The organism is Pseudomonas gregormendelii (assembly GCF_017114825.1).
GTDB lineage: Bacteria > Pseudomonadota > Gammaproteobacteria > Pseudomonadales > Pseudomonadaceae > Aquipseudomonas > Aquipseudomonas gregormendelii.
The window spans coordinates 24,810-41,570 of the sequence record NZ_JADEVO010000008.1; the positions used below are offsets into that span (position 1 = coordinate 24,810).

The following is a 16,761-nucleotide window of genomic DNA, read 5'->3' on the forward strand; positions in this document are numbered from 1 at the left end:
GGTCAAGCGACGGCTACGACGTCGAGAATCCGCTGGACCACCCGGTCCTGGTCAATGCCTGCGGCTTCGGCTTCGAAGGACAGAATGATGCGGTGACGCAATACGTCGAACAACACCGCCTGGATGTCTTCCGGGCTGACGAAGTCGCGACCCGCGAGCCAGGCATGAGCCCTGGCGCAGCGGTCCAGGGCGATCGAGCCCCGCGGGCTTGCGCCATAAGCGATCCACTCGGCCATCTCCGGATCGAACTTGCCCGGGGTGCGGGTGGCCATGACCAGTTGCACCAGGTACTCCTCTACTGCGTCAGCCATGTAAAGGCCGAGGATTTCCTTGCGCGCGGCGAAGATCGCCTGCTGGCTGACCCGACGCTCGGGTTTGGTTTCGCCGTTAAGCGCTTCGCCGCGGGCCTGCTGCAGGATCCGGCGCTCGACTGCAGCATCCGGAAAGCCGATCTTCACGTGCATCAGGAAACGGTCAAGCTGGGCCTCGGGCAGGGGATAGGTGCCTTCCTGTTCGATGGGGTTTTGCGTCGCCATCACCAGGAACAGCGGCGACAGGTCATAAGTACTGCGCCCAACGCTGACCTGGCGCTCGGCCATGGCCTCCAGCAACGCCGACTGCACCTTGGCCGGGGCCCGGTTGATCTCGTCAGCCAGCACCAGGTTATGGAAGATCGGCCCTTGCTGGAACACGAAACTGCCGGTTTCCGGCCGATAGATTTCCGTGCCGGTGATGTCGGCGGGCAACAGGTCGGGGGTGAACTGGATTCGATGGAACTGCGCCTCGATGCCCTCGGCGAGCTCCTTGATGGCCTTGGTTTTAGCCAGCCCGGGAGCGCCCTCGACCAGCATATGGCCGTCGGCGAGCAAGGCGATGAGCAAGCGCTCGATGAGTTTTTCCTGGCCGAGAATCTGCGTTGAAAGAAAGGTTCGCAGCGCGAGCAGCGCTTCACGATGTTCCATCGATGACTGTTCCTGGAAAGGGTGACCGCAGACGTTGCGATAACGCCGAGGGCTGGGGGCGTTACTTTAATGCATGGCGGGGGGTGGCGACTAACGGCTTTTTGCGTGAAATGGGGGAATTGAATGGCGGGCGCTCATGCGCAGCGTGTTTTTTCTATGGCTGAAGGTCGCTCAACAAGGATGTCACTGTCGCCCGGTTGACTAACTCACACCATGGCCCATCTTCAACGACTGCCCCGTTGTGCATGACGATCACGCGATCAAAACGGTGCAAGTGGCCGACATCGTGTGTCACACAAATCAATCCCCGCCCGGCGAAGGTGTCGAAAAGCAAATCCCACACCGGGCCGGCCAGTTTCGGCTCGATCGACGCACTGGGCTCGTCGAACAGATTAAAACGCCCTGGCCGGTTGATCAGCCGGAGCAGAGACAGGCGTTTAGCTTCGCCGCCAGAAACATTGGAGGCGTTTTCAGTGAGGTGGCGCTGGGAAACGATATCTTCAAGGTCGAGTCGCTGTATTGCCTGGTTCAACGCTGGAGAGGGGTCGATTCCAAATAGCACTGATCTGTCAAAGGAACCCTCCAGGAACTGCGGTGATTGAGGGCAATAGCTCAGGAGTTGCAAGTGTGCCTGGGCGTTCAACCTGGAAACGCACGTGTCGTCCAGGCTCAGCGAATTTCTTGCCGACACATTCACACCGACCAGGGCTTCCAGCAAGGTCGATTTACCTGCGCCACTGGGGCCCGTGATGGCGACGGACTGACCTTGTGTGAAAGTAAAAGCTTTCTCGATGCTCAGCCGGACGCTGCCGCCGTCGGTGATCACACAGGGTGCGAGCACCAATGTAGATTCCTCACCGGAGGTTTTTTCGGCGCGGCGACTGTCGTCGTCAAAGTCTGGCAGTGCCAGTAACTGCTGGAGGCGACGCTGGTCCGCGAGAAACTGATCCAGCACCCGATAGCCTTCGCTCAGCGCGGTGATATTAAGTAAAAAGCTACCTGCAATTGAGAATATGGCGACCAGTTGCCCAACGCTGATACCTGGCTCTCCCGACAACTGATCGAAGACGCCCCATCCGAGTAGGCCTCCCGTTGAAAGACTGACAAACAGTACTTTTGCCCCAGTGAGGAAGCCACCTGAGCTTGCTACGGTGACCGCCGCTTTGGCGTAGTTATTGAAGGCGCGGTTCAGTCGTTCAGTTGCGCAGAATTCAGCACCTTCCAGTTTGATGGATTTGCCGGAGCTCAAGGTGTTGTACAGCAGTGCGCTGACTTCATCCTCTTGCTCGTTGACGGCATCAATGTGCTTTCTGCGCCAGCGGATGATTCGATGGGTGACCAACAGGTAAACGATGCCAAGGCCTGTCATCGCCAGGAATACTTTAGCGCCACCCATATAATAAAATGCACCGCCTACGATAAGGAATTCCAGGCACAGCGGAAGTCCTGTGGTGACGAAAAACGTTAATAATTGCTCGTGCGCTGTAATCCCCCGCTCTACTGATTTTATGAATTGTCCGATGCGCCACGAGCTGAACTGGAGGAACTCTTTGCGCATTAATTTTGCAATCCAGTCGATGGAGGCGTTCATTGTCACGTGCTGCACAAGTTTGGATAAAAAGAATATTTGTAGAGGGTTTATAATCGCTTGGAGGCATCCCGCCAGTGTATAACCGATGGTTAGCAGCAGAAGCATATTGAGGTCTGCGTGATTGTCAGTGTGTAGCGCGTCGACAATCTTGCCTACCAACAAAGGTGGCGCTAGAGCTATAAGCTTTAGCGCGATGATTGTGGTGATGGTTGAGGTCAGCAGCCCTGCATGCTTCTTGCAAGTTGTTCTAATAAGTGTTTGCATGAGGTGCCTGTTTTTAAGGGCTGCGTATTTAGGCGCTTGTAGAATACAGTTGAAGGTGCTCGTCAGTGTGCGACTCACTTGCGAAGTTTTTCTCAAGTGATTATTAATATCAGAGGTTTTTCTGTTGTTCAATGATATGGGGTGGTGAAGCATGATTTTTAGTTGTAGGTTTTTTCTTGTTGTTTTGTAGGATGAATCTTCGGTGGGCAGTTGATTGGTTGAAATGTTCTATTATTTAATGCGTAAGCCCGACCCCTCGAGGCGTTCTCGGGCTTTTCGCGAGCAAAGCATACTTATTCATCATTATTGCCCGCGAATACGGTCTGTCAGCCAATCTGGCTGATATAAGTCCCGGTCCCCTTGAGAATGTTCTGCAAAGTCTCCTCCACCTCAGGCAGATCACCCGCCGCAGTGCTGTGAATGATCTCCAGGCAATCATCCCCATTCAGCGCATCGACATCCCCTGGGGCGATTTCGATCAGCAGGCGGGTAGGGCTCAGGGTCACTTTTACACCTTCCAGGGTCGAAGGCTCACCGTCCAGGGTGATGTCCAGCGCGTCTTCGTCCGGGTAGCGGGTCATCAGGAACATCTCGCCCTGCTCGCTGTGGCAGGCGAGCATGGCCATGTTGTCTTCTTCGTCATCGCATGGGTTGACGATCAACAGGGCGGTGGTCATTTGCATGGGTAAATCCTGGCTCGAGGAGCGTTGTTGAGGTGAAGAAAGGGCAATTCTGCCAGCCGCCGGGAATTTCTGCTCGTCTGAGTGTCAGAGCATGTGTCGTGAACATTCGAGGCGTTACTGGTCACTTCCAGCACGAATGTGCCGCAAAACAGGGCTTAAGCCGGCCTTTTTGTCGCGCGACTGCTAGTGTTGTTCGATGCGCAGCCTACAACCTGCGTGCGGATGACCGAATATGTCGCAGCACCGCAAGCAGGCACATTGTCGCACTCGTTAAGCTGCGCATCGAATGGATACCCGTAAAGACAGTGCGCAATCCATCGCGCAGTGGTTTTTGCAGATGCCCATTCATGGAAGGTGAATGTGACCCGAGTGTCTCGTCCAGCTTCACCCACCTGTGACCCTGTTTCCTCTGCCCGAGAATCAGGAACAGGGTGACGGATAGCCCCGCGAGGGGTTTTGCACGCGACGCTTCCATCAATAACAAGCCCAAGCGGAGTACCACAGATGGCGTTCTTCACCGCAGCCAGCAAAGCCGACTTCCAGCACCAACTGCAAGCGGCACTGGCGCAGCACATCAGTGAACAGGCACTGCCACAAGTGGCGCTGTTTGCTGAACAATTTTTCGGCATCATTTCCCTCGACGAGCTGACTCAACGTCGGTTGTCCGACCTCGCCGGGTGCACCCTTTCTGCGTGGCGCCTGCTTGAGCGCTTCGATCACGCGCAGCCGCAAGTGCGCGTCTACAACCCTGATTACGAACGCCACGGCTGGCAGTCGACCCACACTGCGGTCGAAGTGCTGCACCACGACCTGCCGTTCCTGGTGGACTCGGTGCGTACCGAGCTGAACCGTCGCGGCTACAGCATTCATACCCTGCAAACCACTGTGCTGAGCGTGCGTCGCGGCAGCAAGGGCGAGTTGCTGGAAATCCTGCCAAAAGGCACCCAGGGCGAAGGGATTCTCCAGGAATCCCTGATGTACCTGGAAATCGACCGCTGCGCCAACGCGGCCGAACTGAACGTGTTGAGCAAAGAGCTGGAGCAGGTGCTCGGTGAGGTCCGCGTGGCGGTCGCCGATTTCGAGCCGATGAAAGCCAAGGTCCAGGAAATCCTGACCGGCCTCGATAACAGCCAGTTTGCTGTCGACGCTGAAGAAAAGAACGAAATCAAAAGCTTCCTGGAATGGCTGGTGGGCAACCACTTCACCTTCCTCGGCTACGAAGAATTCGTGGTAAGCGATGAAGCCGATGGCGGCCACATCGTCTACGACCAGGATTCGTTCCTTGGCCTGACCAAGTTGCTGCGCACCGGCCTGACCTACGACGACCTGCGCATCGAAGACTATGCCGTGAAGTACCTGCGCGAACCGACCCTGCTGTCGTTCGCCAAGGCCGCTCACCCAAGCCGTGTGCACCGTCCGGCTTACCCTGACTACGTGTCGATCCGTGAGATCGATGCCGACGGCAAGGTCATCAAGGAATGCCGTTTCATGGGCCTGTACACCTCTTCGGTGTATGGCGAGAGCGTGCGGGTCATTCCGTACATCCGCCGCAAGGTCGAGGAAATCGAACGCCGCTCCGGCTTCCAGGCCAAGGCTCACCTGGGCAAGGAACTGGCGCAGGTGGTTGAAGTACTGCCACGCGACGACCTGTTCCAGACCCCGGTTGACGAGCTATTCGCCACCGTGATGTCGATCGTGCAGATCCAGGAACGCAACAAGATTCGCGTGTTCCTGCGCAAAGACCCGTACGGTCGTTTCTGCTATTGCCTGGCCTACGTGCCGCGCGACATCTACTCCACCGAAGTGCGCCAGAAGATCCAGCAAGTGCTGATGGATCGACTGAAGGCCTCGGACTGCGAGTTCTGGACCTTCTTCTCCGAGTCCGTGCTGGCCCGTGTGCAACTGATTCTGCGGGTTGATCCAAAGAACCGCCTGGACATCGACCCGGTCCTGCTGGAAAAAGAAGTGGTGCAGGCCTGCCGCAGCTGGCAGGACGACTACGCCAGCCTCACCGTTGAAAGCTTCGGCGAAGCCAGTGGCACCAACGTGCTGGCAGACTTCCCCAAAGGCTTCCCGGCCGGCTATCGCGAGCGTTTCGCGGCGCATTCGGCTGTGGTCGACATGCAGCACCTGTTGAGCCTGAACGAAAAAAATCCGCTGGTGATGAGCTTCTATCAGCCGCTGGGCCAGGTCTCCGGCAAGCGCGAGCTGCACTGCAAGCTGTATCACGCCGATACCCCGCTGGCCCTGTCCGACGTGTTGCCGATCCTGGAAAACCTCGGGCTGCGTGTGCTCGGTGAATTCCCGTACCGCCTGCGCCACAACAATGGCCGCGAGTTCTGGATTCACGATTTCGCCTTCACCGCCGCCGAAGGCCTGGACCTCGATATCCAGCAACTCAACGACACCTTGCAGGACGCGTTCGTCCACATCGTGCGTGGCGATGCCGAGAACGATGCGTTCAACCGCCTGGTACTGACCGCCGGCCTGCCATGGCGTGACGTGGCGCTGCTGCGTGCTTACGCGCGCTACATGAAGCAGATCCGCCTGGGCTTCGACCTGGGCTACATCGCCAGCACCCTGAACAACCACACCGACATCGCTCGCGAGCTGACCCGGTTGTTCAAGACCCGTTTCTATCTGGCGCGCAAGCTCACCGGCGACGATCTGGAAGACAAGCAGCAACGTCTGGAACAAGCCATCGTCACCGCACTGGACGATGTCCAGGTGTTGAACGAAGACCGCATCCTGCGTCGCTACCTGGACCTGATCAAGGCCACGCTGCGCACCAACTTCTACCAGACTGATGCCAACGGCCATAACAAGTCGTACTTCAGCTTCAAGTTCAACCCGCATCAGATTCCCGAGCTGCCAAAGCCAGTACCGAAGTTCGAAATCTTCGTCTACTCGCCTCGTGTTGAAGGCGTGCACCTGCGCTTCGGCAATGTCGCTCGTGGCGGCCTGCGCTGGTCTGATCGTGAAGAAGACTTCCGTACCGAAGTCCTGGGCCTGGTGAAAGCCCAGCAAGTGAAGAACTCGGTCATCGTGCCCGTGGGTGCGAAGGGCGGCTTCCTGCCGCGGCGCCTGCCATTGGGCGGCAGCCGTGACGAGATCGCGGCAGAGGGCATCGCCTGCTATCGCATCTTCATTTCCGGCCTGCTGGACATTACCGACAACCTCAAAGACGGTGCGCTGGTACCGCCGGTCAACGTCGTGCGCCATGATGACGATGACCCGTACCTGGTGGTGGCTGCGGACAAGGGCACTGCGACCTTCTCCGACATCGCCAACGGCATCGCCATCGACTACGGTTTCTGGCTCGGTGACGCGTTCGCGTCCGGTGGTTCCGCCGGTTACGACCACAAGAAAATGGGCATCACCGCCAAGGGCGCGTGGGTGGGCGTACAACGCCACTTCCGCGAGCGCGGCATCAACGTCCAGGAAGACAGCATCACCGTGGTGGGCGTCGGCGACATGGCCGGCGACGTGTTCGGTAACGGCTTGCTGATGTCCGACAAGCTGCAACTGGTCGCAGCGTTCAACCACCTGCACATCTTCATCGACCCGAACCCGCAGCCGGCCAACAGCTTCGCTGAGCGTCAGCGCCTGTTCGACCTGCCGCGTTCGGCTTGGTCGGACTACGACACCAGCATCATGTCCGAGGGTGGCGGGATCTTCTCCCGTAGCGCCAAAAGCATCGCGATTTCCCCGCAGATGAAAGAGCGCTTCGACATCAAGGCAGACAAGCTGACCCCGACCGAACTGCTGAACGCCTTGCTCAAGGCGCCGGTGGACCTGTTGTGGAACGGCGGCATCGGCACCTATGTCAAGGCCAGCAGCGAAAGCCACGCCGACGTTGGCGACAAGGCCAACGATGCACTGCGCGTGAACGGCAACGAGCTGCGCTGCAAGGTCGTGGGCGAGGGCGGTAACCTGGGCATGACCCAGCTCGGTCGCGTGGAATTCGGCCTCAATGGTGGCGGTTCCAACACCGACTTCATCGACAACGCCGGTGGCGTGGACTGCTCCGACCACGAAGTGAACATCAAGATCCTGCTGAACGAAGTGGTTCAGGCCGGCGACATGACCGACAAGCAACGCAACCTGTTGCTGGCGAGCATGACCGACGAAGTGGGCAACCTGGTGCTCGGCAACAACTACAAGCAAACGCAGGCGCTGTCCCTGGCAGCTCGCCGTGCCTTGCCGCGGATTGCCGAATACAAGCGCTTGATGAACGACCTGGAAAGCCGCGGCAAGCTGGACCGCGCTATCGAGTTCCTGCCGTCGGAGGAAGCGATCAACGAACGCATCGCCGAAGGCCATGGCCTGACGCGTGCCGAGCTGTCGGTGCTGATCTCCTACAGCAAGATCGACCTCAAGGAGCAGTTGCTGGGCTCCCTGGTGCCGGACGACGACTACCTGACCCGCGACATGGAAACCGCTTTCCCGCCAAGCCTGGTGAGCAAGTTCTCCGCAGCCATGCGCCGTCACCGTCTGAAGCGCGAAATCGTCAGCACCCAGATCGCCAACGACCTGGTCAACCACATGGGCATCACCTTCGTTCAACGACTCAAAGAGTCGACCGGCATGAGCCCGGCGAACGTGGCCGGTGCCTATGTGATCGTGCGCGACATTTTCCACCTCCCGCACTGGTTCCGCCAGATTGAAGCGCTGGACTATCAGGTGTCGGCAGACGTGCAGCTGGAGCTGATGGACGAGCTGATGCGCCTGGGTCGCCGCGCTACGCGCTGGTTCCTGCGTGCCCGTCGCAACGAGCAGAATGCTGCCCGTGACGTCGCCCACTTCGGTCCGCACCTGAAGGAGCTGGGTCTCAAGCTCGACGAACTGCTCAGTGGCGAGATCCACGAGAACTGGCAGGCGCGCTACGAGGCGTACGTTGAAGCCGGTGTGCCGGAACTGCTCGCACGCATGGTGGCTGGTACTTCGCACCTGTACACGTTGCTGCCGATCATCGAGGCCTCCGACGTGACCGGCCAGAACCCTGCGGACGTGGCCAAGGCCTACTTCGCCGTGGGCAGCGCACTGGACATTACCTGGTACCTGCAGCAGATCAGTGCCTTGCCGGTTGAAAACAACTGGCAGGCCCTGGCCCGTGAAGCGTTCCGCGACGACGTCGACTGGCAACAGCGTGCGATCACCATCTCGGTCCTGCAACAGGGCGACGGTTCCCAGGACGTGGAAACACGCCTGGCACTGTGGATGGCAGAGCACGCGAGCATGATCGAACGCTGGCGCGCAATGCTGGTGGAAATCCGCGCCGCCAGTGGCACGGACTACGCCATGTACGCCGTGGCCAACCGGGAGTTGCTGGACCTGGCCTTGAGCGGGCAAGCCGTAGTGCCTGCTCCTGCAACGGTCAGCGCAGAGCTGGAACCGGCGGCTTGAACAGTCGCTGAATGAAAAAAACCCGCATTGAGAGATGCGGGTTTTTTTTGTTGGGGTGTAGCTGCAAGGGCCCCTTCGCGGGCAAGCCCGCTCCCACAGAGTTTTGTGTTGGACACATAATCTCCACACTACACCGAACCCTGTGGGAGCGGGCTTGCCCGCGAAGGGGCCCTTAGACTCAATACAACTTATCGCTTTTGTTATCATCAATCATCGATACATTACTTGTCGGTCCGGTCAATAAATTACTGAGCGACTGGTCAAACTTCTGCAATGCCCGAACTTGCACTTCCTGCTGTTCGTTGATGTCTGCAACTATCTCCTCGCTGCGCTTGTAATCAGCCCATAAAGGGCTCAATGACTTGGTGTCGTACCCGCGAGCGGTGCCGATATAGTCAAGGTTGCGATCATAGAAGTGCGCACTGACATCCGCTTCCACGTCAGAACTGCGCGAGGTAATCAACTGGCTGCGGGCATCGACGACTGCTGCCACATCAGGCCTCGCCGCGCGCAGGCTCTGCATGTCCGGGTATTCCGTCACCGAGCCAAACTGGCGCTGCAACGAAGCCTTGACCCAGTCCACTGCCCTGTCCGGTGTGGAGGTGGCCACGTAGGCGTCATGAATGGATTGCACCAGCAGACTCTGGCCGAAGCCCGTCCCCGCGTTGGCGCGGTAATCATTGAGGTAAGCGCGGTTGGTCTGGGTATTGCGACTGTAGACAATGCCTACGGATTTGTCGGGCCCGCTGGGCACCTTGGTGGAAGCGCTGCGGCCTACCGGTTGGGAGAATATCCCATGCAGAGGACCAACCGATTCCGGTGCAGTTGGAACGGAGCAGCCCGTTATGATAACCGTCATTGTCAGTGTACTGATCAGCATGCGTTTCATGGTGTTACTCCAGTGAAACAGCTTAATTCATGAAGTTTATCGCCGACATCGATCCGGCCGTCATTCAAAGATTAGTCCTGTCAGCATTTTATGAAATAGCGCCGGTGACGCCACGGAGGTGGTCATTAGTTTTGTTCGGCGTAAAGATTGGCGACTCATCGCTCGGAGAAATAAAAAGGCCCAAATAATTGAAATGGGCCTGATTATTTATGGACCTTTGCTCAGCTATCAGTTTTTCAACGGGATCAACACTTTCTCGTCCGGCGACAGCACCATGAATACCAACAGTTTCGCGGGTTGGGTTGCGCTGGCGTTTTTCGAGACCAGGTGTTCCGAGCCGGCGGGCTCGTACCAGTATTCACCAGCCTTGTACGACACTGCTTGTTCGCCTTTGACCTGCGAGATGATCTCGCCGGACAGCACGTAGGCCATGGCGGTGCCTTCATGCTTGTGAGCGATAGAGGCCTGTCCGGGCTGGTAATCGACCTCGATCATCAAGGCTTTTTTGCCGGGCACGTTTTTCAGCATCTGGTCTTGCAGCACCGTGACCTTTTCCGATGGCGCAGCTTCGTGGGCCAGTGCAGCAGCGGAAACGGTCAGGGTCAGTGCCGCAAGGGGAGCAGCGAGTAAGCGCAGGATTTTCATGTTTATCACCTGGAAGAATGGGGTTGTCCGAACCCACATTAGTGCGCAGGTGAGGCCAGGCAAACAGCCAATTCCCTGGAAGGTCAGGTGACCAATCTCAGCGGATGGGGAAACTGTTGAAATCCACCGCATTGGCCAGTTGGTTGTCGATCAGGCCGATAAAGCCTTGTACTTCAGGGCAGTTGAAATGCATCTGCATGGCCGCTTCCGATTGCCAGCGGGCGCTGACGTTCCAGCGGTTACTGTCCTCGGGGCAGCGGTCGACCATGTACGACTCGCAGCCTGGCTGCTGGCGCAGGGTTTCAACAATTCTCTGCAGTTGCTTGCCAAGCTCGTCGGAGCGGCCGGCAGCGGCCTGCACCTGTACGGTATTGATGACTTCGGTGGACATTGCTCACACTCCTGAATCAGGCCGGACGAATCCTGCTCACTGAGGGATAAACGCCTTAGCAGGATAGGCTTGCGCCCCGGGACCACCAATAGCCAATCGCCTGATAAACCCCTACGCCAATCGATCAGGCGACCTGCTGCAGAATGTCGCGCAAACGGTTCAGGGCCAGGTCGATGTCCAGGGTTTCGATAGCACCAAAACCCATGAGCAGCCCGTCTCTTGGCGCCTCCTGGTAGTAGAAACCCTCGATCGGATACAGCCCGACTTCGACTTTTTTCGCCAATTCCACCAGCACTGGCATATCGATAGGCACCTTGAACATCAGCACCATGTGAAAGCCTGCCGTGGAAGGGACCGCTTCGAGCCAGGGTGCAAGGTCCGTGGCTGCGCGTTCGAGAATACGCTCGCGTCGACCGGCATAGATCGTGTGGCAACGCCTGATGTGCTTGAGCAGGCACCCCTCGGCGATGAACTTGGCCAGCGCCCACTGGGGCAGGGTCGAGGTGTGCAGGTCGGTGAGCTGCTTGGCGCGAATCACCGCTTCGAGGATCGCCGGGGGCAAGATCGCATAACCCAGGCGCAACTCCGGCAACAGGGTTTTGGAAAAGGTACCGACGTAAGCCACGATGCCGCGCTCGTCCATGCTTTGCAGCGAGTCTGTCGGCCGGCCCTCATAGCGGAATTCGCTGTCGTAATCGTCCTCGATGATGATCGCCCCCAGCTCATAAGCGCGCTCCAGCAGCGCCAGCCGACGTTGCGTACTCATGGGGATGCCGAGCGGGAATTGATGGGAGGGCGTGACGTAGATCAGCCGCGTGCCCAAGGGGATCTTGTCGACCTGAATGCCTTCGCTATCCACCGGCACACCGATCACCGTCGCACCGTGGCTGCCAAACAGCAGGCGCGCCGGTGGATAGCCGGGATCTTCCATGGCCACCAGGCCGCCGGGACGGGTCAGCACCCGGGAGATCAGGTCCAGCGCCTGTTGTGCGCCGTTGCACACCACCACATCGTCATCCTGGCAATTGACCCCACGGGAAAAAGCAATATGCCGGGCTATTGCATTGCGCAGCGCCGGCAGGCCTTCAGGCTGGCTGTAGAAGCCCTTGGAGCCGGACATCTGGCGCAGGGCGTGTGCCGTGCACCTGCGCCAGTCGTCCTGGGGAAATTGCCCCTTGCTGGTGGCGCCACCAATAAAGTCGTAGCGCAGTGAACCGTCCAGCGTCGGGTGGCGCAAGAACACCGGCAAGCTGCGCCAGGATTCGATGATTTCCGCACTGGCCAGGTCCGAATGGCTCTGTTTGCGAGTGATTTTGGCCGGGCGGGCGTTGACGTACGTACCTTTGCCGATGACGCCGGTAAGGAAGTTCTCGTAGGTCAGCTGGGCATAGGTATCGGAAATGGTCTTGCGCGAGATGCCCAGTTGCTCTGCCAGCAAGCGGCTGGGCGGCAACTGGGTGCCAGCCGCCAGGCGGCCGGATTCGATGGCGCTGCGCAGTTGCTTGTACAACTGGCCCGCCAGGTCCTTGCGGCCGTTGATGACGACATGAAGTTCCATACCGGCGGGGCTCCGGGGGCGATTCAGGGGCGTGTGCGATCGCGCAAGATTACCCGCATGAGCGAACATGCAGTAGTTGTGCGGGTAAAAAACCGCAGATTGGCCTGGCGCCGCAGTGGTCAACGGTTAATTCGCCGAATTGGACCTGTAACGATCCACGTTGCGCGCCTACCGTAGGCTGACTCTATCGGCCCCCGAGGCTCGCCATGAATTCCCGCCTGGATTACTACAGCGCATCGCCCAAGGCGATGAAAGCCATGATCGCCATGGAGGCCCTCACCAGCCATCTCAGCATCGAACCGCAGTTGTTGCACCTGATCAAGATCCGCGCTTCACAGCTCAATGGCTGCGCGTTCTGCACTGACATGCACTCGGTGGATGCGCGACGCCTGGGCGAGACCGATCGGCGGCTGTATTCGATCGTGGTGTGGCGCGACAGTGACTTCTTCAACCCCCGTGAGCGCGCCGCACTGGCCTGGGCCGAGGCGGTCACGCTGCTCGCTCAAAGCCATGTTCCGGATGACGTCTACGCCCAGGCCCGGGAGCAATTCAGTGAGGCTGAAATGGTCGACCTGACCGTTGCCGTCACGACCATTAACAGCTGGAATCGCCTGGCCGTAAGTTTCCGCCAAACCCCGAGTTGTTGATGGGCGCAGGATTGTAATAGAGTGGGCTGCCATGTCTGTATCAAGGATGAATCACCCATGTCTGGCACCGATCCCGTCATCAGCCTCGAACGTTTCAACGAATCCCATCTCGAAGGCGTCGCCGCGCTCTATAACGAAACAGCGATCACGCGCCAGGTGCTGCAGATGCCGTATCAGTCCGTAGAGGCCTGGCGCTCGCGCATTGAAGCAGGCAACGAACGCGCACTGAAACTGGTGGCACTGCATCAGGGCGCGGTCATCGGCCACCTGGGGCTTGAACAGTATTCGCGAGTGCGCCGCAGCCATGCGGGCAGCTTTGGCATGGGCGTCGCGTCAGCGTGGCAGGGCAAGGGCGTTGGCTCCAGATTGCTCAGCGCCGCCCTGGACATCGCCGACAACTGGATGAACCTGCAGCGGGTCGAGCTTTCGGTGTATGCCGACAATGAAGCGGCTATTAGCCTGTATCGCAAATTCGGCTTCGAGACCGAAGGCCTGTTTCGTGACTACGCCGTGCGTGACGGGGTGTTGGTGGATACCTTGAGCATGGCGCGCCTGCGTCGCACGCTCACCTCCCGCTGATTGGGCCGGCAGCGCAAAAAACACCGCTGGCGCGTTTAGTCGTACGCCGGCGGCTCGCTTCTGCCATGCTCAACGTCCGCAGCACTGCTTCAACCAAAGGAACACCGCAATGGACGACGTACAGCAACTGGGTCAGATGCTTCGCCAATACGCAGATAGCGAAGCGCACAAGAAGCAACTGTTTGAGGCGCAATCGGCCGTGTGGGCGACGCGTATAGGCGAGTTTTTCGACCAGATCCAGCTGTGGCTGGAACCGGTCAAGACGCCCAACCTGCTGGAAGTCAGTCGCGCGGCTTATGTCGCATTCGGGCCAAGTGTTGCGGTGGAAACGTCGAAGTTCAACACCGAGAAGCTGAGCATCGTGATCGCTGGCAAGCCGGTGGAATTCGTTCCCGATGTGATGGGCACGGGCGGGCAGATTTCCCTGGCGGTCATGGGCCTCACGGCTGCCCGCTATGGCAGCGTTTCGCTGGTCTGCCTGCCGCCCTCCAACAGCTGGCAGTGGCGCAAGACCAACGGCCTGAAGGACGCGGATACCTTTGCCTTCGATGCGAATTTCCTCGCGCAGCAACTGCAAAGCCTGATCCCCCGCGAGCGCGGCTGAAAGATAGATAACACACTCTGATCTTGCGGGATTTGACTCTGCGGGCGTCAGCCTGCGCAGGGTCGAATCGGTGCGTAACTGATGCCAGGTGCCCGAGAGCGCCATCAGGCAGGGGAAACTGGAGTGCGGTGCCGGACGGGCCGTTATTTCAACGCCGGGTCGCCCATGTTCATTTTCTTCCAGCCTTGCAGCAATACCTGGGCCTTGGGTTCCTGGCCGTTCTCCAGGTAATACTGGATCAGCGAAAGTCGTGCGTTGCGATTGGCCGGCTGTTCCTTGAGCAGCCGTTCCAGCTCCAGGCAAGCCTCGTCAACCTTGCCGCTGTCGTGCAGCGCTACGGCCAGTACATAGCCGTATTGCGCGTTCTGCGGCTCCAGTCGGGCCGCCTTGAGCAGGGCAGGCATGGCTTGGGCGGTTTTGCCGGCGCGAATCAGGGCCAGACCAAGGGAATGCTGGAGCAGCGCTGCTTGCGGGTGGTCCTTGAGGCCCTGGTCGAGGAGTGCCTGCGCTTCCTGTTTGCGTCCGGCCGCTTCCAGCCATTGCACCAGGGTGACCAGTGCCGGGTAGAAGTCGGGGTCGCGCTTGAGCGCAGTGCGCAACAAACCTTCGACTTCAGCGCTGCGCCCGTTGGCCTGATACAGCATGGCGAGGTTGAGGTTGGCTTCGGCACGTTCGGCCAGGCTATTCTGCACCGCTTCATACTCGCCGATTGCCACGTCCCAATTGCCCCGGGCGTTACCCAAACCATCGCGGGCCGCGCCGAGCAGGTCGCGTGCGGCGGCAATCCGTACGGCCTTCACCGGGTCAACCAGCAATGGCGTCAGCAGGGGGGCGCGTTCGGCCGGCGGCAGGATGGCGCTGATCGCCCGGATGGCGCTTTCACGTACCTGGGGCGCCGGGTTGTTCAAGTCTTTGCTTGCCAGTTTCAAGGCCTGTTCGCTGGGGTACAGCGCCAACTCGGCCAGCAGCGTCGCGCGCTGGATGGCCGGCAAATTGCTGCGTTGCAACTGCTCTTTCAGGGCTTGGGCGGCACCGGGCTGGCCATTGCGGATCAGCCACAGGCTTTCGTCGTAGCGCGGGGCCTGCGGGGCAGAGGCGGCGTTCCAGAGCTTGAACTGTTCAGTGACCTTGTCACCAGCCTTGCCCTGGTGACAGGTCAGGCAGGCGTCCGGCGTGCCGAGTTTTTTTGCTCGTTCCGGGTTGGGAATGCTGAAGCTGTGGTCGTGACGGAAGTCGTTGCCCATGTAGAACTTGCCGGGCATATGGCAATCTACGCATTGCGAGCCGGGTTGCCCCATGGTGTGCCGGGTGTGTTCGATGGAGTCGTAGTTCTTCGCTTGCAAGCCCTTGCCGTCCACCCCGGCGACGGCGGTCTTGCCCGCCGTGTTGTGGCATTGCAGGCAGACGCCATTACCGGGCGCCTTCAGTTCGTTACTGTGGGGGTTGTGGCAATTGCTGCAGCGCACGCCCTTGTCGGCCATTTTGCTCTGGGCGAAGGAACCATGCTCGAACACCTCATCCTTGATCTTGCCGTCCAGCGCATACAGTTCGCGCGTCAGGGCGCTGAGCAGGTAGTCGTCCATCAGCCGCTTGCCGACGGTAAAACCGTCTCCCAGGGGCGCTCGCCGGGAATGGCAGCGGGCGCAGGTTTCCAGTTCGACGGTTGCGTTCTGGTCCTTGAGATCCACGGCAAAACCCTTGTGGACCAGGTCACCTTTTTTCGCCGTCCACTGCAGATGGTTCGAGGCCGGGCCATGGCATGCCTGGCAGCCGACACCGAGGCTATTCCACTGACTGTCGAAGGTGTTTTTTGCGGCATCGAAATTGCGCTTGAAGCCGGTGGTGTGGCACTCGACGCACATGAAATTGGCGTTCTGGCTCGGCTTGCTCCAGTGCAACGGATTCTTGAAGTTGACGCCCTGGCCCGGGTACAGGTGAAACCAGCGATGCTTTTCGGTATCCCACGCCACACCCAACGCCTGCAGCCGACCTTCGCCGACTTCTATCAGGTACTGCTGCAACGGCGCGATGCCAAAGGTGTAGGCCACCTTGAAGTCCGCATTCTTGCCATCGATGCCAGGGGTGTTGACCCAGAAAGCATCGTCCTTGCGCGAGAAGCGTGTGGTTTCGTTTTCCGCCTTGAAGCTGACGTTATTGAAGTCACCCAGCACCGTGTCGGCATTGGCGTCCTGCATGGCCAGCTGGTGATGGGAACCTTGCCAATCCTTGACCTGGGGACTGTGGCAGCCTTGGCATTGCACTTCGTCGACCATGGTCGCGGGGGGCATTGCGACGGGGCGCGCCTTGGCTGGTTGGGCAGTCGGAGCAGGTGCGAGGGCAACCGGGGTTGGTGTGCTGCTCAGCAGAAACCAGCCGATCCCCGCCACTGCCAGGAGCAGCGTCGCGATGATGACCGGAAACAGCAAGCGCCCCGTCAGATTGGAAGGCGAATCAGGCTTCGGATCTGCAGCTTTATTCTTATGTTCAGGCATTGCGACTTCCGTAGTCCAGGTGCGATTACCTTCAGGCGCGCGTGCAGCAT

Annotated in this window: 12 protein-coding genes; 4 read left to right on the plus strand and 8 right to left on the minus strand. The window is 59.2% G+C overall.

The window, feature by feature from the left end; translation table 11 throughout:
• Positions 1-2: 2 nt before the first annotated feature.
• The 3 genes from IMW75_RS08080 to IMW75_RS08090 all read right to left on the minus strand — a co-directional run bounded on the left by IMW75_RS08080 (position 3) and on the right by IMW75_RS08090 (position 3,500).
• Positions 3-962: an AAA family ATPase gene (locus IMW75_RS08080; RefSeq protein ID WP_122839725.1), complete on the minus strand. Its 960-nt coding sequence runs from the start codon at positions 960-962 to the stop codon at positions 3-5.
• A gap of 154 nt (positions 963-1,116) precedes the next feature.
• Positions 1,117-2,817 carry an ATP-binding cassette domain-containing protein gene (locus IMW75_RS08085; RefSeq protein WP_205892304.1) on the minus strand — a complete coding sequence of 567 codons (1,701 nt, stop codon included), beginning with the start codon at positions 2,815-2,817 and terminating at the stop codon, positions 1,117-1,119.
• A 326-nt stretch (positions 2,818-3,143) separates the two neighbouring features.
• Complete coding sequence (locus IMW75_RS08090; protein WP_205892305.1) at positions 3,144-3,500, minus strand: hypothetical protein; 357 nt, start codon at positions 3,498-3,500, stop codon at positions 3,144-3,146.
• A 504-nt stretch (positions 3,501-4,004) separates the two neighbouring features.
• Between IMW75_RS08090 and IMW75_RS08095 the strand changes: the two genes are divergently transcribed.
• Positions 4,005-8,906, plus strand: a complete 4,902-nt coding sequence (locus IMW75_RS08095) for an NAD-glutamate dehydrogenase (RefSeq protein WP_205892306.1) — start codon at positions 4,005-4,007, stop codon at positions 8,904-8,906.
• A gap of 178 nt (positions 8,907-9,084) precedes the next feature.
• On the opposite strand, the gene IMW75_RS08100 is transcribed toward IMW75_RS08095, so the two are convergent.
• From IMW75_RS08100 to pdxR, 4 genes are all read right to left on the minus strand, one after another.
• Positions 9,085-9,795: an ATPase gene (locus IMW75_RS08100; RefSeq protein WP_205892307.1), complete on the minus strand. Its 711-nt coding sequence runs from the start codon at positions 9,793-9,795 to the stop codon at positions 9,085-9,087.
• Between the two features lie 228 nt (positions 9,796-10,023).
• Positions 10,024-10,440: a cupin domain-containing protein gene (locus IMW75_RS08105; protein WP_205892308.1), complete on the minus strand. Its 417-nt coding sequence runs from the start codon at positions 10,438-10,440 to the stop codon at positions 10,024-10,026.
• Positions 10,441-10,537: 97 nt separating this feature from the next.
• On the minus strand, positions 10,538-10,831 hold the full coding sequence (locus IMW75_RS08110; protein ID WP_205892309.1) for a putative quinol monooxygenase: 294 nt from the start codon (positions 10,829-10,831) through the stop codon (positions 10,538-10,540).
• 124 nt (positions 10,832-10,955) lie between these two features.
• Positions 10,956-12,389, minus strand: a complete 1,434-nt coding sequence (pdxR, locus tag IMW75_RS08115; RefSeq protein WP_205892310.1) for a MocR-like pyridoxine biosynthesis transcription factor PdxR — start codon at positions 12,387-12,389, stop codon at positions 10,956-10,958.
• Positions 12,390-12,595: 206 nt separating this feature from the next.
• On the opposite strand from pdxR, the gene IMW75_RS08120 reads away from it, so the two are divergent.
• The 3 genes from IMW75_RS08120 (at position 12,596) to IMW75_RS08130 (ending at position 14,219) form a co-directional block, all read left to right on the plus strand.
• A complete protein-coding gene (locus IMW75_RS08120) occupies positions 12,596-13,036 on the plus strand; it encodes a carboxymuconolactone decarboxylase family protein (protein ID WP_205892311.1) in 441 nt (146 codons plus the stop codon).
• A gap of 57 nt (positions 13,037-13,093) precedes the next feature.
• Entirely contained in the window at positions 13,094-13,615 is a 522-nt protein-coding gene (locus IMW75_RS08125) for a GNAT family N-acetyltransferase (protein ID WP_205892312.1), read from the plus strand.
• Positions 13,616-13,724: 109 nt separating this feature from the next.
• Positions 13,725-14,219, plus strand: coding sequence for a hypothetical protein (locus IMW75_RS08130; RefSeq protein ID WP_205892313.1), 495 nt, complete (start codon positions 13,725-13,727; stop codon positions 14,217-14,219).
• A 143-nt stretch (positions 14,220-14,362) separates the two neighbouring features.
• Here IMW75_RS08130 and IMW75_RS08135 read toward each other — a convergent pair whose 3' ends face one another.
• The gene (locus IMW75_RS08135; RefSeq protein WP_205892314.1) at positions 14,363-16,711 is read right to left on the minus strand and encodes a tetratricopeptide repeat protein; all 2,349 of its coding nucleotides are present in this window, start codon (positions 16,709-16,711) and stop codon (positions 14,363-14,365) included.
• Positions 16,712-16,761 lie beyond the last annotated feature (50 nt).